20 protein-coding genes and 1 pseudogene are annotated in these 25,116 nt (G+C 71.1%); 7 read left to right on the top strand and 14 right to left on the bottom strand.

From position 1 onward, the window contains the following. Window positions 1-72: 72 nt before the first annotated feature. From WME75_RS46720 to WME75_RS46700, 5 genes are all read right to left on the bottom strand, one after another. A complete protein-coding gene (locus WME75_RS46720; RefSeq protein ID WP_437485013.1) occupies window positions 73-1,977 on the bottom strand; it encodes a DUF2330 domain-containing protein in 1,905 nt (634 codons plus the stop codon). Between the two features lie 256 nt (window positions 1,978-2,233). After that, window positions 2,234-3,319: an ABC transporter ATP-binding protein gene (locus WME75_RS46715; RefSeq protein WP_437485011.1), complete on the bottom strand. Its 1,086-nt coding sequence runs from the start codon at window positions 3,317-3,319 to the stop codon at window positions 2,234-2,236. An 82-nt stretch (window positions 3,320-3,401) separates the two neighbouring features. Then, on the bottom strand, window positions 3,402-4,280 hold the full coding sequence (locus WME75_RS46710; protein ID WP_437485009.1) for an ABC transporter permease: 879 nt from the start codon (window positions 4,278-4,280) through the stop codon (window positions 3,402-3,404). Between the two features lie 13 nt (window positions 4,281-4,293). Continuing rightward, window positions 4,294-5,379, bottom strand: coding sequence for a polyamine ABC transporter substrate-binding protein (locus WME75_RS46705; RefSeq protein ID WP_437485007.1), 1,086 nt, complete (start codon window positions 5,377-5,379; stop codon window positions 4,294-4,296). A gap of 60 nt (window positions 5,380-5,439) precedes the next feature. Further along, the gene (locus WME75_RS46700; protein WP_437485005.1) at window positions 5,440-6,285 is read right to left on the bottom strand and encodes an ABC transporter permease; all 846 of its coding nucleotides are present in this window, start codon (window positions 6,283-6,285) and stop codon (window positions 5,440-5,442) included. 332 nt (window positions 6,286-6,617) lie between these two features. Here WME75_RS46700 and WME75_RS46695 point away from each other — a divergent pair, with 332 nt between their 5' ends. The 7 genes from WME75_RS46695 (at window position 6,618) to xylB (ending at window position 13,031) form a co-directional block, all read left to right on the top strand. Beyond that, window positions 6,618-7,067: a DUF2203 domain-containing protein gene (locus WME75_RS46695; RefSeq protein ID WP_437485003.1), complete on the top strand. Its 450-nt coding sequence runs from the start codon at window positions 6,618-6,620 to the stop codon at window positions 7,065-7,067. Window positions 7,068-7,080: 13 nt separating this feature from the next. Beyond that, on the top strand, window positions 7,081-7,659 hold the full coding sequence (folE, locus tag WME75_RS46690; protein WP_437485001.1) for a GTP cyclohydrolase I: 579 nt from the start codon (window positions 7,081-7,083) through the stop codon (window positions 7,657-7,659). Beyond that, window positions 7,656-8,342 (top strand): SDR family NAD(P)-dependent oxidoreductase, encoded by a 687-nt coding sequence (locus WME75_RS46685; protein WP_437484999.1) that lies wholly within the window; start codon window positions 7,656-7,658, stop codon window positions 8,340-8,342. The genes folE and WME75_RS46685 overlap by 4 nt, the downstream gene beginning before the upstream one ends. Before the next feature lie 144 nt (window positions 8,343-8,486). Then, the gene (locus WME75_RS46680) at window positions 8,487-9,152 is read left to right on the top strand and encodes an LON peptidase substrate-binding domain-containing protein (protein ID WP_437484996.1); all 666 of its coding nucleotides are present in this window, start codon (window positions 8,487-8,489) and stop codon (window positions 9,150-9,152) included. A 135-nt stretch (window positions 9,153-9,287) separates the two neighbouring features. Next, complete coding sequence (locus WME75_RS46675) at window positions 9,288-10,274, top strand: hypothetical protein (protein WP_437484995.1); 987 nt, start codon at window positions 9,288-9,290, stop codon at window positions 10,272-10,274. A 153-nt stretch (window positions 10,275-10,427) separates the two neighbouring features. Beyond that, a complete protein-coding gene (locus WME75_RS46670) occupies window positions 10,428-11,438 on the top strand; it encodes a zinc-dependent alcohol dehydrogenase family protein (protein WP_437484993.1) in 1,011 nt (336 codons plus the stop codon). Between the two features lie 36 nt (window positions 11,439-11,474). Beyond that, the gene (gene xylB / locus WME75_RS46665; protein WP_437484991.1) at window positions 11,475-13,031 is read left to right on the top strand and encodes a xylulokinase; all 1,557 of its coding nucleotides are present in this window, start codon (window positions 11,475-11,477) and stop codon (window positions 13,029-13,031) included. Window positions 13,032-13,235: 204 nt separating this feature from the next. On the opposite strand, the gene WME75_RS46660 is transcribed toward xylB, so the two are convergent. The 9 genes and pseudogenes from WME75_RS46660 to WME75_RS46620 form a co-directional block, all read right to left on the bottom strand. Continuing rightward, window positions 13,236-14,045 carry a metallophosphoesterase family protein gene (locus WME75_RS46660; protein WP_437484989.1) on the bottom strand — a complete coding sequence of 270 codons (810 nt, stop codon included), beginning with the start codon at window positions 14,043-14,045 and terminating at the stop codon, window positions 13,236-13,238. Between the two features lie 6 nt (window positions 14,046-14,051). Beyond that, window positions 14,052-15,005: a diacylglycerol/lipid kinase family protein gene (locus tag WME75_RS46655; protein ID WP_437484987.1), complete on the bottom strand. Its 954-nt coding sequence runs from the start codon at window positions 15,003-15,005 to the stop codon at window positions 14,052-14,054. A gap of 289 nt (window positions 15,006-15,294) precedes the next feature. After that, window positions 15,295-17,064 carry a sensor histidine kinase gene (locus WME75_RS46650; protein ID WP_437484985.1) on the bottom strand — a complete coding sequence of 590 codons (1,770 nt, stop codon included), beginning with the start codon at window positions 17,062-17,064 and terminating at the stop codon, window positions 15,295-15,297. Window positions 17,065-17,132: 68 nt separating this feature from the next. Next, entirely contained in the window at window positions 17,133-17,789 is a 657-nt protein-coding gene (locus WME75_RS46645; protein WP_437484984.1) for a hypothetical protein, read from the bottom strand. Window positions 17,790-17,904: 115 nt separating this feature from the next. Continuing rightward, window positions 17,905-18,207: pseudogene (locus WME75_RS46640) on the bottom strand (hypothetical protein); the annotation flags it as partial. Window positions 18,208-18,529: 322 nt separating this feature from the next. After that, window positions 18,530-20,239 (bottom strand): cytochrome-c peroxidase, encoded by a 1,710-nt coding sequence (locus WME75_RS46635; protein WP_437484981.1) that lies wholly within the window; start codon window positions 20,237-20,239, stop codon window positions 18,530-18,532. A gap of 382 nt (window positions 20,240-20,621) precedes the next feature. Continuing rightward, window positions 20,622-21,581 carry a hypothetical protein gene (locus WME75_RS46630; protein WP_437484980.1) on the bottom strand — a complete coding sequence of 320 codons (960 nt, stop codon included), beginning with the start codon at window positions 21,579-21,581 and terminating at the stop codon, window positions 20,622-20,624. Window positions 21,582-22,058: 477 nt separating this feature from the next. Continuing rightward, window positions 22,059-24,572 (bottom strand): RHS repeat domain-containing protein, encoded by a 2,514-nt coding sequence (locus tag WME75_RS46625; RefSeq protein ID WP_437484979.1) that lies wholly within the window; start codon window positions 24,570-24,572, stop codon window positions 22,059-22,061. Window positions 24,573-24,606: 34 nt separating this feature from the next. After that, window positions 24,607-25,116, bottom strand: a complete 510-nt coding sequence (locus WME75_RS46620) for a hypothetical protein (protein ID WP_437484978.1) — start codon at window positions 25,114-25,116, stop codon at window positions 24,607-24,609.

Here is a 25,116-nt window from a genome sequence, read left to right as displayed (position 1 = left end):
GCACCGCCCGCTCCCGCCGCGGCGCCGCCCGCCCGCGCCTTACCGTCAGCTTACCGCCGGCTTACCGTCAGCTTACCGCCGGCTGCTCCTCCGGGGCCGGCTCGCGCGCCGGAGCGGCGCGATCAGCGCGAACACCCCGAGCGCCATGACCGACAGCTTCGGCCCCCGCTTCTTCCGGGCGCTCGGCTGCCGCTCGCCCGCGATCGAGCAGTCCTCCGACTCGGCGGAGTCATCGGAGCCCCCGCTGCAGCCGTCATCCTCCGCGTAATACTCGTCCTCGGACTCGCTCGTGTCGCCGCTGCAGCCGTCGTCTTCCGCGTAATACTCGTCCTCGGACTCGCTCGTGTCGCCGCTGCAGCCGTCGTCCTCCGCGTAATACTCGTCCTCGGACTCGCTCGTGTCGCCGCTGCAGCCGTCGTCCTCCGCGTAGTACTCGTCCTCGGGCGCAGGCTCGCTCGTGTCGCCGCTGCAGCCGTCGTCCTCGTACTCCTCGTCGTAATAGTCGTCTTCGCCCTGCGGCTCGGTGTCGTCCACGACGACCGTATCGGCGGTGCCGGCGCAGCCGCAGCCCATGTCGGCGACCGGCTCGTCGTCGTAATAATAGTCGTCGACGATACCCCCACCCGATGAGCCGCCGGTCGTGCTCGATTCGCCGGTGCTCGGCCCGCCGCCCAGGCCCCCGGGTCCGCCCACGCCCGACGAGCCGCTCGCGCCGCTCGCGCCGCTCGCGCCGCCCGCGCCGATCTCGCTGGAGCACGCGTCCAGGCGGATGGCGCCGGCCTTCACGATCGGCGAGACGGACGCACCGGCCCCGAACGTCAGCGGCCAGTCCGCGCCGGCCTGCCCGGCAGCGAGCCGGAGCGAGACGCGGGTGAGCCACACCGACGACGGCGCGAGCCCGGAGAGCCCGACCGCGAGATCGTCGGCGACCGGGCCGCAGCGCAGGAGATCGGGATCCGTCTCGTCCCTCCGGGGCGACTCCGCGCAGTCGAGCGACCCGTCGACCACCCCGAGCGCGGCGCGCGGGCAGCTCGCGGCGACCGCGAGGCTCGACTCCAGCGCGGCCGCGGCCACCGCGGCGCACGCTCCCGGGCCGTCGCCGGCGTCGCCGTACGCGCTCGCGCGCGCGAAATAGGCCGCGATCACGCTGTCCACGCTGTCGCTGCCGATGGCGATACGGCGGCTCAGCGCCCCGTGGCCCGCGCCCTCGACGAGCGCGCCGTGGAGCCCCGCCTGGCCGAGGGCCTCGGCGCGCAGCGCCTCGTAATCGCTGCGTTGCGCGCCCGCGTCCCAGCTCAGCGAGGCCGGCGGGAGCGTCACCGGCGCCGCGCCCGTCAGCGCGCCCCGGCCGTCGCCGAGGAGCCACGCGGTCACGCGCACGTCGCCCTCGCCCGCCCTGGCCAGCGACAGCGGCAGGCGCGGCTCGCCGCCGCTCATGGCGATGCGCAGCGTCCGCGTGATCGCCGGCCCGCCGGGCGCATCGAACCGGGCCGCCGCGAAGCGCATCCCCTGCAGCTCGCCGAGCTGCGCGGCCGTCTCGGAGGAGAGCGCGAGCCCCGCCGACTCCGCCCAGCGCGCGACCGCGACCGCATCCTCGAGCACCGTCACCTCGAGCGGCTCGAGCGTCGCCTCGTGCGCGAGCTGCCCGACCGTATGGAACGGGCCCGGCGCGCCCTCCTCCCCGGGGCAGTGCGGGGCGACGCCCTCGGGCGGGAGCACGCGCGGCGCGGTGGCCGCCTCGAGCGCCTCGAACCACGCGTCCGAGCTCACATCGAGCGCCGCGAGCGGCGGCACCGGCACGACGACCGCCACGGGCCCGCGCGCCCCGTCGAACCGCAGGCTCGTCCAGAGCGTCGTGCGCTCCGGCCCCGCCGCGACGGCGACGCGCTGCTCGACGGACGCCTGTCCGGCGCCGGGCAGCCATGCCCCCGCGGCGAGGACGTCGCCGGGGAACGAGAAGAGGACCGCAGGAACCACAAGCGCAAGCGACCGTCGGGGCATGCGAGGCCGATTGGCAAGCAGCATGCCCTTCATCGTACGCGGCATTCGAGCCCGACTTCCACGCTGTCGCGTCCGGATGAGAACCGCGGTTCACGGCGCCCCGGCGCCACACCGGCTCCCCGCCGGCGGCGGCGCGCGCAATGGCCGGCGTGGCACGGCGGGCCGCCGGCGTACCTCCCGAGCGCGCGGCCGCGCGTACGGCGCGCTCGCGCGAGCGCCGGCCCGCGGCGGGTCACTCCTCGTGGACGATGACGATGTCGTCGGGGTGGAGGTGGCAGAACACCCTGTCGCCGGCGTGCAGCGCGGCCTGGACGGAGCTCTCGTTGGCCACCACGGCCGTGAGCGCGAGCCCGGAGTCGGTCCGGAGGCGCAGCTGGTCGGTGGCGCCCTTGAACAGCTCGTCCTCGACGTGCGCCTCGAAGCAGTTCTCCAGGTCGCCGTGCCGCTCCTTGCGGAGCGCGATCTTCTCGGGCCGGATGGAGATGAGCGCGCTCTCGGCCCCGCCCGCGAGGTGCTCGGCGTTGACGAGGAGCTCGATGTCTCCGTCGAGCCGGACCCGCGCGCGCTCGCCGCTCCGCGAGAGGACGGTCGCCCGGAGGATGTTGGCCTGACCGATGAAGCTCGCGACGAACGTGGTCTTCGGGCGATGGTAGATCTGCGACGCGTCGCCGAGCTGCTCGATCCGCCCCTTGTTGATCACGGCGATGCGGTCGCTCATGGTGAGCGCCTCTTCCTGGTCGTGGGTCACGAACACGAACGTGATCCCGAGCTTCTTCTGGAGCTGCTTGAGCTCCACCTGCATGGCGTGCCGGAGCTTCGCGTCGAGCGCGGAGAGGGGCTCGTCGAGGAGCAGCACCTTCGGGCGGCAGACGATGGCCCGCGCGAGCGCGACCCGCTGCCGCTGCCCGCCGGAGAGCTGCGACGGCTTGCGCTGCTCCATGCCCCCGAGCGACACCATCGCGACCGCGGCGCGGACCCGCTCGGCCAGCTCTTGCTTCGGGACCTTCTTCATCCGCAAGCCGAAGCTGATGTTCTCCTGCACGGTCATGTGAGGAAACAGCGCGTAGCTCTGGAACACCTGGTTGACGTCCCGCCGGTAGGGCGGCTCGTGCGTGACGTCCTTTCCGTCGAGCAGGACGGCGCCGCTCGTCGGCGTCTCGAAGCCCGAGATCATCCGGAGCAGCGTCGTCTTCCCGCACCCCGAGGGGCCGAGGAGGGTGATGAACTCGCCCGCCTTGATCTGGAGATCGACCTCGCTCACGGCGTGGAAGCTGCCGAATCGCTTGGTGACCGCGCGGAGCTCGACCATCACGTCCATCAATTTACCTCGAGGAATGAGCAGGACGACTCGGCGGCGCCGACGACCGAACGAGGCTCACCGAAGACCCGCAATGAAATCATCACCCTTCCTGCTCCTTGCGCAGGCCAAGCAGGAAGAACAGCGAGAACAGGAGCAGCAGCGTCATCCCGAGCGCGGCGCCGAACGGCCAGTCGCGCGCCTGCCCGAACTGGTTCTGGATGACATTGCCGATCATCGGCACGCGCGACCCACCCATGAGATCCGTGATCGCGAACATCCCGAGCGCCGGGATGAACACGAGCAGGACGCCCGCGAGGATCCCCGGGCGCGTGAGCGGGACGATGACGTGCGAGAAGGCGGACACGGGCCCCGCGCCCAGATCGAACGCCGCCTCGATGAGCGCGTTGTCGAGCTTCTCGACGCTCCCGTAGATCGGCAGGATCATGAACGGCAAATAAGAATAGACGAGCCCGATGACCACCGCCGTCGGCGTGTACATGATGTCGAGCGGCGCCGAGATGATCTGCAGGTAGAGCAAGAGCCCGTTGAGGAGCCCCTCCGACTTGAGGATCGACATCCACGCATACGTCCGGATGAGGAAGCTGGTCCAGAACGGCACCATCACCAGCATGAGCAGCCTGTTCCGGACGCCCTCCCGGGCCCGCCCGATGAAGTACGCCACCGGATAGCCCGCCACGAGGCAGATCACCGTCGTGATGGCGGCATACTTCATCGAGCTCAGCAGGATCTTGAGGTAGGTCGCGTCGAAGACCCGCGCGTAGCTCGACAGCGAGAGCTCGAAGACCACCTGCCCGAGCTCGTCCCGCTCGCAGAAGCTGTAGACGAGCATGATCGCGGTGGGCGCCACGACGAAGGCGAACAGCCAGAGCAACAGCGGGGCGAGCAGCAGCCACCCGCGGACCCCCGGCCTGCGCCGCGGGCCCTGGAGCTCGATGACCTGCCCGGTGGCCGTGTTCATGACGCCCCGCCGCTCACTGCGATGCCTTGAGGTCCGTCACCAGCTTGTCCACGTCCGCCGCCGCCTTCCCGATGTCGTGGAAGGTCTCCATCCCCGCGAGGGGCGGGTAGCTCGCCGGGTTGGCGAGCTGCTCGGGCGTGAGCAGCTTGCGCGCCTCCGTGTTCGGGTTCGTGTAGGGGAACTTGTCCGAGATGAGCTTGCTGACCTCCGGACGGAGGATGTAGTTCATGAACATCTCCGCGCCGATCTTGTTCTCGGCGTTCTCGGGGATCGCCAGGCTGTCGATCGCCTTGTGCGCCCCCTCGGTCGGCAGGATGAACTGGAACTTGTTCTTGTTCTCCTGGTAGAGCAGGGCCGCCTCGCCGCTCCAGAGGACGCCGATGTCGACGTCGCCGTTGAGCAGCGCCGTCTTCGGGCTGTCGGAGTCGAACACCTTCACGAGCTTGATCCACTCCGCCAGGGTCGGCTTGATCTTCGCGAGGTTCTCCGGCGTCACGTCGTTGGCGTTCATCCCCATCGTCACCATCACCCAGGACACGATCTCGCGGGCGTCGTTCAGGGCCACGATGCGCCCCTTGTACTTCGGCTGGAACACGTCCTTGTAGCCCTTCACGGGCTCCTTCACCTTCTCGGTGTTGACGACGATGCCGACCGTCGTGCCCATCCACGGGACCGTGTACTTGAGCTCCGGATCGTGCGGCTGGTTCCTGAACGCGGGCGCGATGTTCTTCAGGTTCGGGATGCGCGCCTGATCGAGCGGCTGTAGCTTCTTCTGCTTGACGAGCGCCTCGATCGCGTACTCCGAAGGCTGGATGAGGTCGTACCGGGTGCTCCCCGCGAGGAGCTTCGACAGCATCTCCTCGTTCGAGGCGTAGGTCTCGTAGTTGACCTTGATCCCCGTCTCCTTCGTGAAGCCGTCCAGGATCTCCTGCGGGATGTACTCGGACCACCCGAAGAGGTTGAGCTCGCCGCCGGCCTTCGGCTCGGGCGCGCTGCCCGAGCCGGTCGACTGGGGCGCCGGGCCCTCCTTCTTCCCGCAGCCGAGCAGGGCCACGAGGGGGAGGAACATCAGGATGAGGAGCGCTGAGATGCGTTTCATTGGCCTATTCCTTGTCTTGCCTGCGCCGGCGCAGGCGCTCGCGCCGCGCGTCGGTCCCCTTCAGCTCTCGTCGGGGAGCCGCCTCGCGGTGCCCTTCAGCGACTCGGCGAACACGACGAGCATCGCGGTCGCGACGATGAACACGGTCGAGATCGTGTTCAGCATCGGGTTCAAACCGACCTTCGCCATGCCGAACACCTTGATCGGCAAGGTCTCGGACTTGGGCCCGCGCGTGAAATACGTGACGATGAGCTCGTCCATCGACAGCGTGAACGACATCAGCGCACCGGAGATGATCGCGGGCAGAAGGTAAGGCACCATGATCAGGAAGAACGCCTTGAGCGGCGTCGCCCCGAGGTCCAGGGCGGCCTCCTCGAGGGACGGGTCGAGCCCCGCGAGCCGCGCCTGGACGGCGATGAGCACGAACGGGAAACAGAAGGTGACGTGCGAGATGATGACCGTCGTGAAGCCGAGCTCGAGCTCCACCGTCTTGAAGAAGATGAGCAGGCTGATCCCCATGATGATCTCCGGGATGATCATGGGGATGAAGATCAGCGCGGTGATCGACCGGAGCGCAGGGAACCTGTACCGGTAGAGCAGGAAGGCGCCCGCCGTGCCGAGGACGACCGAGAACGCCGTGGTGATCGCCGCGATGATCACGCTGTTGCTCAGCGACTCGATGAGCGGCGACCGGCGCTCGTCCCCGAGGTGCGCGACGAGCTCGTCAAAGAGCTGCCCATACCACTTGAAGGTGAACCCCTCCCACACCACGCTCATCCGCGAGTCGTTGAACGAGTAGACGACGAGGAGCAGGATCGGGAGATACAGGTAAATGAGCACGAGCCCGCTCCAGCCGCAGAGGAGCAGATTCGACAGCTTGATGCCCGACATCGTCCGGAGTCGCATGCGGCGGCCTCGCAATCTTGCAGGATCGCTGCGCGAGCTTATCGCTCGAGGAACGCCGGTTGCAACACATTGCCGGGTGAAGGGGCGGACACCGCGGAGCGGAACGCGGCCACCCTGGCTGTCGTTCTTCGCGACCTCCGCGACGCGCCGGCGCGTGGGTCATCGCAGGCGACGTGGCCGCGCGTCCGCGACGCGCGGGCCCGGCAGCGGCCGCGGCCGCGTGGACCCGCCCGCGCGGCGCATCCTTCCGGACAAGCCCTTGACACCGCACTCTCCTCCGCTTACCGGCCCTGCATGACCGGGTTGTCGCGCCGCCTTTCAGGTGAGGTCCCGTGAACACTCCCCGCATCTGGACGATCGAAGAGGCGAACGCGCTCGTCCCGGAGCTCGCGTCGCTGATCCGCCGGCAGCTCGCCCTGGCGAGCGATATCGAGCGCAGCTGGCAGGAGCTCGTGCACGCCGTGGAGAGCCCGGCGGTGACGCCCGACCAGCTCATCGAGCTGGCGCGCAGCGGCAGCGAGCAGGCGCGGGCGCGCGAGCGCGAGCTCTCGGAGAAGATCGCGGCGTACGAGTCCGGGTGGCAGGAGGTCGAGGAGCTCGGGGTCGTCGTGAAGGACCAGCGGATCGGGCTCTGCGACTTCTATGGCCGCCTCGACGGCGCCCTCGTCTGGCTCTGCTGGCGCTACGGCGAGCCGGCGGTCGACCACTACCACGGGCTCGAGGCCGGCTACGCCGGGCGCAGGCCGATCACCGCCGCCACGCGCCGGCAGCTGCTCAACTGATGACGGGGCCCCGGTGATCGATCGGCAGAGAGCAGCCCGGGCGATCGAGGAGTTCCTCCGCGCCCTCGGGCGCGACCTCGAGGGGGAGCTCGCGGGCACGGGCGAGCGCGTCGCCGACGCATGGGCCGACGATCTGATCGAGGGCGAGGCCATCGACGCGGCCGCGGTGCTCCGCGAGGGCGCCATGGAGACGGGCCCCTTCGAGCGCGGCCTCGTCGTCGCGCGCGAGCTCTCGGTGACCACGATGTGCCCCCACCACCTGCTGCCGGGGCACGGCACCGGGATCGTCGCCTACCTGCCGGGCGCGCGGGTCGCCGGCATCGGCACGATCGCGCACGTGCTCGACGCGCTCGCGCGACGGCTGACCCTGCAGGAGCGCATCGGCGGGCAGCTCGTCGAGCTGCTCGTCAGCGAGCTCGGCGCGCGCGGCGCGCTGTGCAAGCTCACGCTGACCCACACCTGCCTCATCGCCCGCGGCGAGCGCAAGGCGGGCGCCGTCATCGAGACCGTCGCGGTCGCCGGCGCGTTCGCCGATCCGGGCCCGGAGCGCGATCTCGCCTTCGCCGCCGCGCTCTCCGGGGGGCGGGCGTGAGCGGCGTCGCGGTCGTCACGGGGCCGAGCCGCGGCATCGGCCGCGCGACGGCGCTCGCGCTCGCGCGCCGCGGCCTGTCCATCGCGCTGCTCGGCCGCCCGAGCCCGCGCCTCGACGCGGTCACCGACCAGGTCCGCCGGCTCGACGTCGCCGCGCTGCCGGTCCCCTGCGACGTCGCCTCCGAGGAGCAGGTGGCGCGCGCCTCCGCCGAGGTCGTGGCGTGGCTCGGCGCGCCCCGCGTCGTCGTGAACAACGCGGGCGTCGTGCGCCGCGGGACGCGGGTCCACGAGACCGCGCCCGCCGCCTGGGACGAGGTGATCGCCGTCAACCTGCGCGGCCCCTTCCTCATCGCGCGCGCCTTCCTCCCGGCCATGCTGGCGCAGGGCCGCGGCCGGCTCGTCCACGTCGGCAGCATCTCCTCGACCCTCGCGTCCCCGGGCAACGCCTCGTACGCCGCCTCCAAGTGGGGCCTCGTCGGCCTCTCGAAGAGCCTGGCCGAGGAGCTGCGCGGGACGGGGCTCCAGTCCATCGCCGTGCTCCCCGGCTCGGTCGACACCGACATGCTCGCCGGGAGCGGCTTCCCCCCGCAGATGAGCGCCGACGACGTGGCGCAGCTCATCGTGTACGCCGCGCTCGACGCCCCCGACGCCGTGACCGGCTCGGCGCTCGAGATGTTCGGCTGACGGGGCGCGGCCGAGGAGGCTCGGCTGGCGCGCCCCGGCGTCGTCGATCCCCGGCCGACCGCGCACGCGGCCCGGCCTGCCCGCCGAGGCCGATGTACGTGGGGCCGCCACACCCGCTCCTCCCGGCGTGCTAGCCTACGACTCGTGGAAACGACGCCTCCGCGACCGGGCGACCTCAACGCGGCCTTGCTCGATCTCCCGCTGTTCCCGCTGCCGCAGACGGTGCTCTTCCCCGGCGCCCTCCTGCCGCTCCACATTTTCGAGCCGCGCTATCGGGCGCTCGTCCGCGACGCGCTCGAGACGCACCGCATCCTCTCGGTCGTCCTCATCACGGACACCCGCGCGGTCGACGCGCACGGCCACCCGGCGATCGCGGGGGTGGCCGGCGCGGGCGAGATCGTCGATCACGCCGAGCTGCCGGGGGGCCGCTACAACATCGTGCTGCGAGGCCGCGCCCGCGTCCGCCTGGCGGAGCGCCCGTTCGTGCCGCCGTACCGCACGGCCGCGGCGACCGTCCTCGAGGACGAGCCCGGGGAGGTCCCGGCCCCGGATCACGCCGCGCTCATCTCCACCGCGGCCTCGTTCTCCTCGCTCGTCCGCGAGCGGGATCGCAATTTCGAGTTCCGGCTCCCGCGCGACGCGGCCACCTCGCTCATCGCGGACCTCTGCGCCCACCACCTGATCCTCGACGCCCGGGAGCGGCAGGCGGTGCTGGAGACCCTCGACGTCGTCGCGCGGGTGCGCCGGGTGACCGAGGCGCTCGCGCTCCAGCAGCTCGCGCTCGCCTCGGCGGCGCGCGACGTCAACTAGCGCCTCGCCCCGCGGCCGGGGCCGGCGCGGATGGGCCCGATTGCGCGCCGCCGGAGCGCTTTACCTGAACACGAGTCCAGAAGCGGCTCCGGAGCGGGGTGCGGTCGTCCCAAGATAGAGTAGGCTGCGCCGCCTATGGCGACCTCTCGTTCAACGGAACCTTCAGCCCCGATCATCGTCAAGCACCCGGGGTGTCCCCAGTGGGGACTCGGATACCTCGTCGAGGAGCGCGACGAGAAGCGCTTCTACGATTTCGAAGACGGCCACAATCACTCCATCGCCAAGGCTTTCTGGTCGAAGCTCGAGCCGGTGCAGCTCGGCGACGACGAAGCGAACGCGCTCGAGGCCAGGATCCGCGGTCTCCGCGATCGGCCGTCGTCCGCCGCCAGGAAGCAGCGCGCGCGCGTTGTCGCGCCGCCGCTCACGAGCTTCGACGAGCAGGTCACGAGCTTCGAGACGCAGTTCGAGGGCGGGTTCGGGGGCCCGCACTTCGTCGCCGAGGAGCGCGGCGCCGTCGGGGCCCACGCGCCCGAGGGCGGGAAGAAGAAGAGCAAGGCCTTCAAGCAGGGCGCCATCGAGACCGCGCGCGCGCTCCTCAGCAAGGGCGAGCTCGAGGCGCTCCTCGCGGCGGGCAACCTCACCGATTTCATGGAGCGGATCACCAAGGTCCACAAGGCGGCGACCGGCCTCCTGCACCCGCTCGGCGACCTCATCCCCTTCAACAAGATGCCGGCCGAGCACCACCGCGCCTATGCCGAGGCGGTCGTCGATCTCCTCTATGGCGCGGACGACTACCCCGTGCGCTTCGACCGGTTCGCCGGCGTGCTCGCGGCGGCCAAGGTCGCCACGTGGCCGCTCACGACGATCCTGAGCGCGCTCGTTTACCCGGGCGAGCACGTCTTCGTGAAGCCCTCCTTCTTCGAGAAGCAGGCCGTCGTGCTCGGCTTCAACCTCGCCTACGATCGCGTGCCGACCGCCGAGGGCTATGCCCGGATGCAGTCGCTCGCGCGCGACCTCGAGCGGCGCCTGCGCGAGCGCAGCCTCGCCCCGCGCGATCTGATGGACGTCTACGCGTTCCTCTGGCGCACGATCTCCCCGCCCAAGCAGTCCGCGAAGTCCTGACATCCCGCGTCAGCCTGCCCTGCGCGACGGCGCGCGGGGTGGCGCTCGACGGATCTCGACGCGCGGCCGCGGCGCGCCTATGCGACGGCCACGAGAGGGCCTCGCAGCGAGCAGCCGCGCGCTGCCTCCGCGGCGGCCCGAGGAGGGTCTCGCATGAAGGCAGCCGTGCTCGAAGCCGTGAAGAAGATCGCCGTACGCAACGACGTGGCGCCGCCGCAGATCGGCCCGCGCGACGTCCTCGTCCGGGCGAAGGCGTGCGGCATCTGCGGGACCGACGTGCACATCTGGGAGGGCGATTTCTTCCCGACGTTCCCGCTGATCCCGGGGCACGAGCTCGCCGGCGAGGTGGCCGCCGTGGGCGACGAGGTCGAGGGCCTCCGGCCCGGCGATCGGGTGATGGTCGACCCGACGGTGACCTGCGAGGAGTGCCATTTCTGCATGATCAACCGGCAGAACCACTGCCTGAAGTGGAACGCCGTGGGCGTGACCCGCGACGGCGGCTTCGCCGAGCTCGTCCGGGTGCCCGCGAAGAACTGTTATCGCTTCGAGCGCGTCTCGTTCGCCGAGGCGGCGTTCTGCGAGCCGCTCGCGTGCGTCGTCTTCGGCCAGGATCGCGCGCGCATCGAGATCGGCTCGGAGGTCCTGGTCCTCGGCGCCGGCCCGATCGGCCAGCTCCACCTCCAGGCGAGCCGCGCGAACGGCGCGGCCGCGGTCACCGTGGTCGACGTCGTCGAGTCGAAGCTCGATCTGGCGCGCCAGCACGGCGCGACCGAGGTGGTCCTCGCCGACAACGCGCTCGCGGCGAAGCTCAAGAAGATCGCGCCCTACGGCTTCGACGTCGTGATCGACGCGACCGGCATCGCGCGGGTCCTCGGCGACTCGCTCCAGTACGTCAAGAATGGCGGCCGGTACCTCGTGTTCGGCGTGTGTGGGCCGCACGACAAGGTCGAGATCTCGCCGTTCGAGGTGTACCGGCGCGATCTCGAGATCATCGGCAGCTTCGCGATCAGGAGGACGTACGACCGGGCATTCAAGCTGATGGAGCGCGGGGCCGTCGACGTGAAGCGGCTCCTCTCCGAGGCGATGCCCGTCGAGGAGCTCCAGCGCGGGCTGGAGATGATGAAGAAGGGCACCGCGCCCATGAAGCTCCAGATCGTGTTCTAGCCGCTCACTTTCACTTTACGAAAAAGGACGCTCTTCATGGCCATCGTGATCGGAATCGACGTCGGGACCAGCGGCCTCAAGGCCATCGCAGTCGAAACGGAGCGCGGCGCGGCGGTCGCGTCGGCGCACCGCGAATACCCGCTCTCCACGCCGCACGCCGGGTGGGCCGAGCAGGATCCCGAGGACTTCGCCGCGGCGGCGCTGAGCGCCCTCGGCGAGCTCGCCCGCGCCCTCGGCCCGCGCCGGGACGAGGTGCGCGCGATCGGGCTGACGGGGCAGATGCACTCGGCGGTCTTGCTGGACGAGCAGCAGGCCGTCATCCGGCCGGCGATCCTGTGGTGCGACACGCGCACGACGGCCGAGTGCGAGGCGATCCGCGCCAACCCGAAGGTCGGCGACGCGGGGCTCGCGCGCCTCGTCGGCAACCGCGCGCTCGAGGGGTTCACGCTGCCGAAGCTGCTCTGGCTGCGGGAGCACGAGCCCGAGGCGTTCGCCCGCGTGCGCGCGGTGCTGATGCCGAAGGATTTCGTGGGTTTGCGGCTGACGGGCGAGCTCGGGACGGACGACAGCGACGCGAGCGGCACGCTGGCGTTCTCGCCGGGGGATCGCTCCTTCAGCGCCGAGCTCCTCGAGGCGGTCGGGGTCCCGCGCGGGGTGTTCCCGCGGTCTGCGCCCTCGACCGCGCCGCTCGGCCAGCTCACGTCCGAGGTCGCGACCGCGACGGGGCTGCCGGCGGGCACGCTCGTCGTGCGGGGCGCCGCGGACAACGCGGCGGGCGCGGTGGGGCTCGGCATCGTGCGCAGCGGCCGGGCGATGGCGTCGGTCGGCACGAGCGGCGTGATCCTCGCGCACACCGACTCCTGGATCGTGGAGCCCGAGATGCGGCTCCACAGCTTCTGCCACGCGGTCCCGGGCCGGTTTTACCTGATGGGGGTGATGCTCGCCGCCGGCGGCGCGCTCCGCTGGTACCGCGACGTCCTCGGCGACGGCGAGCGCCTGGCGGCCGAGCTCCGCAAGGTCGATCCGTACGAGATCATCGCCGACACGGCGTCGACGGCGCGCCCCGGCGCGGGCGGCGTCGTCTTCCTGCCGTACCTGATGGGCGAGCGCACGCCGCACAACGACGCGGCGGCGCGCGGCGCGTTCGTGGGGCTGAGCGCCCGGACGACGAAGGCCGACGTCTCGCGCGCGGTGCTGGAGGGCATCACGTTCGGGCTCGCGGACTCGCTGGATCTGATGCGCGGCGTCGGGCAGGCGAACGGCGCGGCGGCGGTCACGATCGACGAGATCCGGCTGACCGGCGGCGGGGCGCGCAGCGCGTTCTGGCGCCAGCTGATGGCCGACGTCTTCGAGGCGCCGGTGGCGATCACCACGTCGACCGAGGGGCCGGCCTACGGCGCGGCGCTCCTCGGCGCGGCGGGCGCGGGGCTGTTCTCGTCGGTCGAGGAGGCGGCGGACGCGTTCGTCCATGTCGTCTCGCGCGTCGCGCCGGATCCGGCGCGCGCGGCGCGCTACCGGGAGATCCACGCGGTGTACCGGGGGCTCTACAACGACCTGCGCGGGCGGTTCCGGGAGCTCGGGAAGCTCGCGTGATCGGGTGAAGGGAACCGAGGCGCCACGGCGCGGTAGGTGCCGGGCGCCTACCGTTCACTCGACCCATCCGACAGCACACGGTGGTGCTGTCATCCGAACATGAAGGCCGGAAGGCGGGGAAGAAACTACCAAGGATCTTCCCGACTTCCTGCCTTCATGTGAAACCGCTCTGGGCCAATGACAGCACCGCCCAGCGCGCCAGGCCTACGCCGCCCGCACCCACCCTCGCGCCGTCTCCTCGAAATGCTCGGCGCCCCCGATCCTGAAGACGCTGCTCTCCGGCTCCCAGAAATTCCGCTCGATATCGATCTTGTGCCCGCTTATCCGGATCACGTTGAACGCGTTCTGCTCCCCGCGCCCGCGCGTCGAGGTCGCCGTGCCGGCCTGGATGATGAGCGATGAGTGGCCGCCGGCCTCGAACCGCTCCGCCGAGTGCCCCGTATGGCTCAGGTGCAGATGACCGGACAGGATGACGTCGACGCCGCAGCCCGCGATCGCCGCCATCGCCTGCCGCGCGCGCCCGACGATCGTATGCGGCGAGCTCTCGGGCAGATCGAACGGATGATGCGTGACCACGATCTTCGTGATCTCGGGGCCGAGATCGCACATCCTCGCCTTGATCCCCTGGATCTGATGTTCGTTGATGCGCCCGTCCTTGATCGTCAGCGACCGCGCGGTGTTGATGCCCAGGACGGCGATCTCGGCGTCGAGATGGAACGGCGAGAGGTCGTCCGTGATGTGGCTCCGGTACCTGTTCAGCGGGCGAAAAAACCTGTCGAACAGGTTGTAGAGCGGGACATCATGGTTGCCAGGCACCACGATCTGCGGCGAGGGCAGCGCGTCGAGGAAGGCGCGCGCCTCGGCGAACTCGGCGCTGCGCGCCCGCTGGGTCAGATCGCCCGAGATCACGACCACGTGCGGCTCGAGCCCCCCTATCCTCTGGATCAGCGGGCGGAGGATGTCCTTGTTGACTCGGCCGAAGTGCAGATCCGACAGGTGCACGAGCGTGCGCATGATGAATCACCCCCCCAGCGCGGCGACAGGATCCGATGCGCCCTCCTGCCGTCGTGAGCCCGCGCTGACGTCGGAGGACAGGGGCACGATGACGCTGAGCGCTTCAGGCCGCGTGCGATAGCACAGCGGCGGCGTCATCTTGAGGATCTCGCCGTCCGCGGCCACGTGGAGGCGACGCCGATGCGGCGCCTCCACCCGGAGCTCCGTCGTGCGCAAGATGCTGAAATCGCTCGCCTTCTGGATGCGCCCGGCGAGGGCGCTGGCGATGAGCTTGACCCTGGAGAGGCGGCTGTCCGCGTGCGCGACGCACACGCCGAGCTCGCCCGAGCCCGGCGGGCGCTGGCGGGCGAGATCGACGTCGCCGAGCTTGAAGTCGTTGTTGGCCACGAACACGAACGGCGTGTCCAGCTGGAGCTCTTGCCCGTCCAGGAGGAGCCGGAGACGGACGCCCTCGTGCCGCCGGATCCCCGAGACGGTCGCCAGCGCCAGGGCGAGCCACTTGTTCAGCCCGCTCCGCTTCCGGAGCGCCTCGCGGTCGCGCACGATGCTCGGGTAGATGCCCAGCGTCGAGTTGTTCACGAAGACACGGCCGTTGACCTCGCCCAGGTCGACCCGGACGCGCCGCCCCTCGACAAGCGTGCGCACGGCGCCCTCGAGGGTCAGCGGAACGCCGAGGTACTTGGCGAAATGGTTCACCGTCCCGAGCGGCAAGACCCCCATCGTCTTGTCGGTGTCGGCGATCGCGGCGGCGACCGTGTTCATCGTGCCATCGCCGCCGCCCGCCACGACGAGGTCGTGAGGCCCCCGCGCCGCGCGGCGGGCGAGCTCCCCCATGTGCTGGCCCTTCTCGGCGTACAGCATCTCGGCGTCCAAGCCGCTCTCTTTCAGGAGCTCCCCGAGCCGCACGCGCTGCTCCGCCGCGCGGTTCGACCGGGAAGAGCAGTTCAACAGGACAGCCACGGATCGAGGCATCACCACCGCATTTCCAGCAAGAGGGCCAGCGCTCGCGCTCACCGATCCTCGATGAAGCGGATCGCGCGCAACGTTCACCGCTGCGAAGCAATCCGCGCGCCCGACCTGCCCGCCCATCGCCCCGCTCATCGCGCCGGCGAATGCGGCCGCCGGCCGGCTGCGCCGCTCCAGGCCGCCTCACGCGGCGCGGAGCGTGGCAGATCGCCACACTGGCTGCCGCTGGCTGCCGCTGGCTGCCGCGGGTCGCCGGGTCGCACGGCGCTGCGGCCGGGCCTCCTCAGCGCACGCCGCTCCCGGCGTCCGGCTCGCTCCGCGGCCAGGTGAAGAAGAACGTGGCTCCGGCGCCCTTCTCCGATTCGACCCACGCTCGGCCGCCCTTGCTGAGCACGATCTTCTGGACGATCGAGAGCCCGATCCCCGTCCCCTCGATGTTGTCGCGCGGATTCAGGGTCTGGAAGATCTCCCAGACCTTCTGGTGGTACTGCGGGGCGATCCCCGGCCCGTTGTCCTTCACCGAGAACTCCCAGAGCTCGCCCAGATCCCGCCCCCGCACCTCGACGCGCGCGTCGGGGCGATCGGCATACTTCAGGGCGTTGCCGATCAGGTTCAGGAAGACCTGCTCGAGGGGAACCCGCTCCGCGAGGAGCGCCGGCATGCCCGCCGCGATCTCGATCGACGCGCCCTCGGGGACCGTGAGCAGCGCGAGGACGTCGTCGAGGAGCTTCCGGACGTCCACGCTCTCGGGCCTGTCGCGCAGGCGTCCGGCGCGCGAGTAGCGCAGGATCCCGTCGATGAGCGCCTCGAGCCGGACCACGCGCGAGCGCAGCAGCTCCATGTGCTGGCGCGTCTCGGGCGACGCCTTGTCCACGAGATCGTCCTCGATCCACTGCGAGAGGTTCGCGATGGCGCGGAGGGGCGCCTTCAGATCGTGGCTCGCCACGTAGGCGAAGCGGTCGAGCTCCTTGTTGCTCCGCTCCAGCGCCTGGATGAGCTCCTGCGCCCGCCGGAACAGGTGCGCGTTGTCCATCGCGATGCCGGCCTGAGCCGCGAGGCCGACCACCAGCCGCTCCGCCCGCTCGGTGAAGACGCCCCGCGCCGAGTGCCCGAAGAACAGCCCCCCGATGACGCTCCCGGAACGGGAGACCACCGGCACGGCCAGGTAGCTGACGACCGGCAAGTGGCCTCTCGGCATGCCGTTGTAAGGAGGGTTGTTCCCGTAGCGCGGATCCTGCGTGACATCGTCGAGGCGCACCACGCCCTCTCCGATGAAGGTCGGCGCGAACACGTCCGTGTTCCGCGGCATCGGGAACCCGGAGAAGTGCTCCCGGGGCACGCCGGAGATCGTGTAGAGCGTGTAGCTCTTCCCCTCGGCGCTCGTGACATTGTAGAAGAACGCGCCGAACTGGGCGCCGCTCAGCCGGGTGGCCGCGTCGGTCACCGCCTGCACGAGCTTCTCCAGATCCAGCTCGGCGGCGAGCTGCTTGCCCGCCCGATTGAGCAGCTCGAGCGTCTCCCCCTCTTCCTGGAGCCGGTCCTCGGTCCGCTTGCGCTCGGTGATGTCGAGGACGACGGTCCCGACGCCGATGACATGCCCGTCCCTCGCTCGCACAGGGGCGTAGTTGACCAGCCAGGAGCGCGGCTGATCCGACGCCCGCGTCTTCCCCGTCACCTCGGCGGTGAACGCCTCCCCCGTCTCCAGGGCGCGCCGGAGCGGGGCGACGATCGCGTCCCCCATCTCCGGGAGCAGCTCGGGCAGGGTCCTGCCGAGGTGCGCCTCGAGGGGGATCCCGTTGATGTCGGCCAGCGCCTGGTTGAGCCGCACGACGCGGAGGTCGCGGTCGATCACCCCGAGCCCGGCGGTCGTCGCCTGGAAGAAGGCGTCGATCAGCGCGCAGTCGGCAAGAGACCCGCGCAGCGCATCGCGCTCCTGGTCGAGCGGAGCGGCCTCCGGCCCGGTGCGCCGGACCGGCGCGGGCTCTGCCGCCGCGGGCTCCAGCAAAGGCGAGGCCGGCTCGGCGGGCTCGCCCCTTGTCTGTTGCGAAGGCATGTTCTCGATGGACCTCGTGGGCACAGGCTGTCCGCGCCCGAACGTAGCGCTCGCGCGGCCGGAAGGGATCACCTCGCGAGCGCGGCGAGGCGGCGGAGCTGCTGCGCCGCGAGCTCGGCGCCGTGGACGAGGCCCTGGAGCAGGTGGGCGACGGCGCAGTCCTTCGCCGCCCGGGTGGCGCGCGCCGGGCGCGCCGCGAACCACGCGAGCTCGCTCGCGGCCGCCTCGACGAGGGGCCGGCGCGTCGAGAGCCACCGCGCGCACCACGCCGCGAGGAGCGTGTCGCCCTCCGCCGCGGCGACGTACTGGATCAGCTCGACGAGGTCGACGCCGTGGCGCATCCCGAGGAGCGTGCCGCGGTAGGACCTCTCGGCGCTCAGCAGCTGATCGGCGATGTGATCGCGCAGCACCGAGAAGGCCTGGCCCACCGCGCTCCCGCCCACGCTGACGGGCAGCCCGCGCTCGCCGAGGAGCGAGGGGAGCTCCGACAGCACGGCCTCCGCGTGGGCCGAGACCGCCCGCAGAGCGTGCGCCGGCGGCACATCGCCGAGACGCTCCGCCTCGACGAGCGGATGCGCCTTCGCCGAGCGCTCCGTCTGGAACAGCTCGCGGACGAGGTTTGCGAGGAAGGTGCGCCCCCTCGGGCTCTCCTCCTGCGGTCCGGACTCGTCCCCTACCCCGCGGCCCTCGCCGTCCGATGCCCCGCTGCCCTGAAGTTCCTGCATGTTCGTCCCCTCTCCCCTCCTCACGCCGAGGTCAGGATCCGCTCGCGGCGCGCCGCGTGCCTGTCCCGCTCGCGCGCCTCGGCGCCCTCTTCGCGGCCGTCCCCCGCCCGGCGCTCGCCGCGGCGTTCCGCTTGCGGGTCGCGGCCGCCTTCTTCGCCGCCGCGCTCCTCGCGGAGGCCGGCCGCGCCTTGGACGCGGCGCCGCCCTTGCGGCCTCCCTCCTTCGCCGGCTCCTTGTTCACCGGTTTGCCCACCCCCGAGCCCGACTTCTTCCCTCCGCCGGTCATCTTGTTGACGGTCGCCCAGGCCCGCCGCTCGGCCTCCTCTTCCGGCACGCCGCGCTTCTCGTATCCCTCCTCGATGTGCTCGGCCTGTCGCTTCTGCTTGCCTGTGTAGCTGGATTTGTCGCCTCTCGGCATGGTCTCCTCCTTGCGAGCTCGCGCCTCCGCGCGGTCCCGCTTCTCCGCCGGAAGCCCCGGCTCGCCCTGTCGTGAGCAGAGAAGACAAGACCGTGCCTGTGGCTCGGATCCATCGAACCGCGGTGTCTGCCCCGAGGTCGGAGCAACCGCTGTGCCGTCCGGGGGCGCCGCGACGTTCCCTGACGCGCGTCCGGATTTCCCGTCGGTTGCGGCGCTGGCGTCGCGCTGGTCGGAAGATCACGGGGCGCGATCGTGGCAATCGGCCCCGGGTGATGAGGAACGCCTCAATCGGGTCGCGCGGGGAGCGCGGCGGGGCCAGCGCTCAGAGGGACTCGAGATAGGCGACGAGATCGTCGACCTGCACGGAGGTCAGACCGGAGACGTCGCCGTGATCGTCGCCTCCGCACGCGGGATCGAAGCGATCGCGGAGCGTCGCGGCGCAGCCGTCGTGCATGAACGGGGCGCGCCCGGAGATGCCGATGAGCGAGGGCACCTGGAGGAGCTCGCCGGTCCCGACATCCTCGTTCCGGTTGTTGGTGAGCATCGGGCCGCTGTGGCAGTCGGCGCAGGCCACCTTCTTGTCATGGAAGAGCGCCGCGCCGCGCGACACGGCGGCCTCGTCCTCGGGCGGCGACGCCGGGAAGGCGGGCAGGCTGTCGATGTAACGGGCCATCAGGTCGAGCCGCCGGGCGCCGGGCTTCGGGCCGCCCATGCGGGAGACGAACACCTCGCCCATCAGGCCCGCGAGGTCCTGCATATCGCCGCTCCAGTGGAGGGGCGCCGTCTGCAGGATGCCGCCGCCCATGGCCTGCGTCCGCCGCAGGCCCACGGGATCGAAGTTCCACGTCTGCCCGTCCTCGTGTCCCTCGGGGTGGCACGACGCGCACGCGACGGCGCTGGAGCCGTTCGGCGGGCGATGGAACATCTCGTGGCCTGTGTCTCTCACGCTCTCGCCCGGCAGCGCGATGGTGCGCCCGCCGAGCACCTCCAGGGCGGCCGGCTCGCGCAGCTGCACGACGACCGCGCCCCGGCCGTCGAACGCCACGGCGACCGGCTGCCCGCTCAGCGGCTGCGAGGTGACCTCGGGATTGCAGTTGGTTGTCGCGGCGCTGTTCGTCATGTCGCCGACCGTCGTGGTCACGACCACGTTGTTGCCGGCCCCCACGATGGCGAGGCGCGCGCCGTCGGGCGCGACCGCGATATCGACCGGCAGCGAGACGCCCGGGATCGCGGCCGCAGGCGGCGCGGTGGTCGGTGAGTCGGGAGCGTCCGCCGGGTCGATCCTGCTGATCGTGCCGTGCACGATGTTCCCATCGCAGTCGGCCGCCTGGTAATAACCGCCCGGCGCGAGGGTGACCTGTGACGACATCGCGCGCTGGTGGACCATCATCGCGCCGCCGCCTGGGCGCGGCGTCATGCGCCAGGCCACGGAAGGCGCGTAGTCCGAGGAGCGGATCCCGGTCGAGCGGAAGGCGGGGAGCGCGCGGCGCGAGAGCACCTCGCCGTCCGGGCCCACGACCAGCGTCTCTGCGGACTTGAAGCGGCTGACGAGGAGCCGGTCGCCGTCGACCACGACGTCGCGCAGGTCGGCGGCGGGGCGGAGCTTCCGGACGGCGGGGCCGCCGGAGGCCGGGAGCGTCACGAGCTCGCCGCCGGCGCAGGCGACGTGGACGGCGTCGAGGGAGGCGTCGAAGGCGACCCCGCGGGGCGCGCGGCAGACCTCCCTGCGCGCGACGACCGACCGCGTCTCGATATCGAGGGTCGCCACGGCCCCGGCGCGCCGGAGCGCCACGTGGACCCGGCCGCTCGCGTCCTCGACGAGCCGCCCCGGCTCGTCGCCGCGCTCCAGCGCGACCGCCGCCACCTCGTCGCCGTCGAGATCGACGATCCAGACGCGGTCGCGGTCGGCGTCCGCCGCCACCGCCGTGCGACCGTCGCGGGCGATGAGCAGCGTCCCGCCGCTGATGGCCGGCGGCGGCACCTCCGTCACCGTGATCCGCGGATCAGAGCCCTCGATACCGAAGTTGGGCATCGGTGCGGGGCCCTCCGACCCGCAGGCCCCGAGGAATGACGAGAAAGCGCTCGTGGACACGAGCCCTACCAGGACAAGAGAACGAGATAGTGGCTGACGCATGGGTTCCTCCGTTCGTCGCGCGCGCGAGCTCAGCAAGAAGGATTCCAGGGAGATGTCGAGATTTCGACGGCGGAAAGCGCCGAGCGTGGCGCGCGGCGCGCAGGGGCCGGAGGCCGGCGCGGGAGGTCGGAGCGGGAGGCCGGAGGCCGGAGCGGGAGGGGTGTTCTCGGGGGTGGTGTGAACGAGGGCGCGCGCGGCGTGGCGGGCGGCGGGCGATCCGAGTGCGACTCGGCGGTGCCGGGAGCAGCGGCGCGCGCTCCCGGCGGAGGGCGATCTCGGTTCAGACCGGGGTGTCGTCGCCTTCGAGCGGATCCTCCTCGTCCGGCGGCGTGCCGCCCCCAGCCGTGCCGCCCCCGGCGGCGGCGCCGCCGGCCGTCTCGGCGGTCTTCTTCCGGATCTTGCGGCTGAACAGCCTCCGGGTCGCGATGGGCACGAGCCGCGGAATGGTCGGATCCTGCTCGTTGGCGCGCTCGAACACCCGCACGATCTGCTCGAGCAGGATCAGGTTGATACCGTCGGTCCGGTCGAGATCGCCGCTCGTGACCTTCTGTCCTGCGGGGCGCGCGGCGGCGGTCTTCGCCACCTGGGTCAGCTCCTCGGCCGCCTCGTCGAGACGCTCGACGTAGTCCTGGTCGAGCCGCATCAGCCTGGCGCGCACGGCGAGCGGGCCCTTCTTCTGCGCGAGGTAGCGCTTGCCGAGCGCGGCGAGTTGGGCGAGCCCGCGCGCGAGCGCGGCGGGGTCTTCTGCCGTGCCGACCGCCTGCGAGAGCTCCTCGCGCGCCTCCTTGCTCGAGCCGGCGACGCCGCGCAGGACCTCGTAGGCCTGATCGCGCAGGAGCAGGGCGCGCGAGAGCCGCTCGCGCAGCGCCGCGTCCCTTGTGGCGCGCGAGGCGTCCTTCTTCTGCCCGGCGCTCTCGTGCGCGTCGAGCAGGCGCTCCAGCGCGAGCGCCTGCTCGACGGCGAGCGCGAGCAGCTCCGGCGAGAAGCCGCGCAGCTTCTCCCGCTTGTCATTCGAGGCGCCTGACCAGCACGCGTGCGCCGTCGCATAGAGGCGGCGCATATCGGTCAATACGCGCGAGGAGGCGATCTGTCGGCCCCGCTCGACGAGCCGGGCCTCGGTCGTGCCGTCGAGCAAGGCCTCGAGGAGCCCTGGCTCCGGCTTGCCCAGCTTCGCGGCCAGGGCTTCGAGCGTCGGATCGTTGTCGTCTGTCTCTTCGGGAGGAGAGGTAGGTTTGGCCATGACCAAAGGCTAGACGCGTGCGGAAAGGGACGTCGAGGGGATCGCAAGTTTTGGTCGTCGAGCCGGCCAGCGCCTGCGGGAGCCTGTCTCTTGGCGACGACGGCGCGGCGCGTGTCGCGCGGCGCCGCGCCGCCGGCATCGAGGCGGAGGCCGTCGTCACGCCGCGAGGAGCCATCGTCATCCGAGGCGGAGCTCGCCGTCATCCGAGGCGGAGCTCGCCGTCATCCGGCCGGGAGTCGTCGTGCTACGGGCTGGAGCCATCGTCGTACGGGCTCGGGCCGTCGTCATCCGGCCGGGAACCGTCGGCATCCATGGTGTGACCCGTCGGCATCCGGCCGGAGGCCGCCGTCATCCGTGGTGTGACCCGTCGGCATCCGGCAGGAGACCGCCGTCATCCGTGGTGCGACCCGTCGTCATCCGGCCGGAGGCCGCCGTCATCCGTGGTGTGACCCGTCGTCATCCGGCCGGAGGCCGCCGTCATCCGTGATGTGACCCGTCGTCATCCGGACCGGCGCCCGCGTGCTCCGGCGAGACGGTCACCGGCTGCGGCGCGTACCCGGACGAGGTGCCGGTCGTGCCCACATCGACAGGCGCCGTCGTGGCGCCGACCTCCGCGGCCTCCGGGGCCTTCGCAGGCTCGCGCGAGCGCCACGGGGGCGGAGGACCTACGACACTGACCTGGCCTCGATACCGGGATGGAGTGGCTCCGTCATCCCCGAGCACCCCTGGGGCTTGCGACCCCACAGTCGCCTGCGGCTCTTCCTGGTACCCGCTCGGATCCACGTAGCTCAGCGGGCGATAGCTCACGTAGCTGTACGGGTTCCAGCTCTGACCGGCGAGCGGTGCCCGCACGATCGGATCGGTCGACAAGAACCGACCGATCCTCGGGTCAAACATCCTCCCCTTCATGTTGACGAGGCCGAGCTCCTCGTCGCCCTCGTGCCCTGTGAACCCCCGCGTCGTCTCGCTGGAGAACGACGCCGGCACGGGCTCCCCCCACACCGGGTCTCTCCGCTGGCCGAACGGATCGTAGCTCCGCCGCTCGACCACGTCGCCGTCTTCGTCGGTGAGCGCATCGACCGAGCCGAGGTGGTCGACATGGACGTAGCGCGTGCCGGCCGCGGCGCCCCCTCGGGTCACGATCGCCACCAGCCGCTCCGGCGAGTGGACGTGGTACCGATGCTCGGCGCTTCCCGCCGCCGCTTCGGTGACCCGCTCGTACAGATCGCCGAAGTACAGCGTCTCCTTGTCCGGCGTGGTCTTGCGGATTCGCTGCTGGTCGCCGTCGTAGGCGAACGAGACGGTGCTCGCGCCCTGCGTGATGGTCTCCGGCAGGTCGAACGGCGTGTAACGCACCGTCACGCCGCCCGGGCGCGCGATCTGGTGGCCGACGGCGTCGTAGCTGAAGCGGTCCGTGCCCGCGCCGGTGACGGCGTGCGGGTGCAGCGGGTCGTCGTAGGCGAGCGTGCCGACATCCGACTTGAAGGTGAGATTGCCGTCGGGCGCGATCTCGTAGCGGAGCGCGCACGGCACCGACGCGCTGTCGGTGGCGCTGAAGTACGCGCACGTCAGCCGCTCCAGCGCGTCATGGCGGAAGCGCTCGGTCCGGTGCGTCGGCTGGAGCGCGTCGGTCCGGAGCGTGAGGCTCCGCCGCGCGTCATAGTCGTACGACAGGTCTTGCACCTCGGCCGTGCCGCGCCGGGTGACGAGGCTCTCCAGGCGTTGCTTGTCGGCGAAGTAGCTCCGCTCCGTGACGGTGCCGTTGCCGAACGCCTCCTCTCGGTAGCGGCCTGCGCTGTCGACGTCGGTCAGGCGCCAGTAGGCAGAGCGCGTCGCGGCGTCGCGCACCGCGAGCACGTGGCCGTGGGCGTCGTGGTCGTGGGCCACGACGAACGGTGCCGCGCCGGCCGGCGTGGGGTACGTGATGGTCTCGACGCGGCCGAGCTCGTCGTAGTCGAGCCTGCTCTCCAGGGCCGCGCTCTCTCCGTCGATGCGGAGCGTCACCGTCTCGAGATTGCTCTCCGCGTTGTAGGTGTACGTCTTCTGTCCATCGGGGCTCGCGAGCGCCTCGAGCTTGCCGATGCCGTTCGCCGCCGTATCCCACGTCCACGTTGTCGTCCGCTGCTCGGTGCCGTGCTCGTCCAGGCGCGCTCGGGCGCGCCCGAGAGGATCGTACTCGAACGTCGTGACTCGCCCGAGCGCGTCGGTCGAGGTGACGAGCTCCCCGAAGCCATCGTTCGTGGACACCGTCGTGCCCCGATCGGGATCCTCGCGCCGCCGGACGCGGCCGAATGCGTCATGGGTCGTGGTCGTAACCGCGCCGCCCGGATCGGTGACGGCGTGCAGCGCGCCGAACGGGCCGTACCCATAACGCGTGACGCCCAGCGCCGCGTCGGTGACGGCCACCGGCCGTCCCAGCGGGTCCTTCTCGACCGCGGTCACGTGACCGAGCGCGTCGGTGACCTCGACGCGCAAGGCGTCGTGGTCGGTCTCCACGACCGCGTTCCACGGCGTCGTGTGCCGCACCTCGCGGCCCAACGCGTCGTGCTCGTAGGCGTCGTGCAGGAGTTCGCCTTCGGGCGTCCCCTCGCGAGCCGGCACCGAGCGCCGCGCGATGTGCTCGCCGAGTGCGTCGTACGCGATCTCTTGCATCAAGCGCGGAAGCTCGTCCCTGGCGCCCTCCACAAAAGACCCGTACCAGAACCACCGGCTCGGGCGGCCCAGGCTGTCGTATTCGACCGTATCGTCGGCACCGCCGGGCGTCGTGGTCCGCTGCGTCACGCGCCAACCGTCCTGGTCCGGGCCGCCGTCCTTGCCGAAGTCGTCCCGCGTGTAGACGACATCGAGCTTCGTATCCGGGATGCCTTCGTCGCTGTCCGTCGACTCGGTGTCAATCTCGCCATAGTCCGTCGTCGTGCGCGTGAGCAGGCGACACTGCGAGCGCCCCGCGGCCGCGCTGCACGCCTGCTCCGTCGCCAGCTGGCCGAGCACCCACCGCTCGGCGCGAACCTGCCTATTGCGACACCTAACGATCGGCTGGTATAGGTCCATTGCAACTGCCGGGCGCAACCAGGCCCGAATCCGCCATCCGCGTCCATGCCTGCTCATAATAGCCGGGACAAAAAACAATGAACGACGCTGCAGGATCCAGAAGCTCGTCCGGCTCTAACTCGGGTTCATCAATCCAGTCGGCCCACATTCCGAGGCCTAGCGCCTTTGAGTTGAAGCCGTCTTTGGGATCAAGCTGCGGGTCTCGTAGCAGAGCCCACATGCGCACGTCCCGTGCCGGATGAGCAAACAGTCGATAACCATCATAATCCAAGTCAGTGCCGCAGCCTCGCGCGACACTGACCGCATCGCACGATCCGCGCTCATCATACGACACGAACAGTCCTAGGCTCTCGAAGTAGTCTTCTTCCAAGCCGTACGCGTTCCTTTTGAAGCGCTTGGGCGCGATCGATAAGGTGCGCTCAACATCCGCGCGAGGCATCCCGAAGCGGATTCGATCGACGCCTTCGTGTGGGTAAACAATCAT

Origin of the sequence: Sorangium sp. So ce1014 (genome assembly GCF_051521505.1) — a bacterium.
Classification (GTDB): domain Bacteria; phylum Myxococcota_A; class Polyangia; order Polyangiales; family Polyangiaceae; genus Sorangium.
This window is presented reverse-complemented; position numbering and strand designations above follow the sequence as displayed.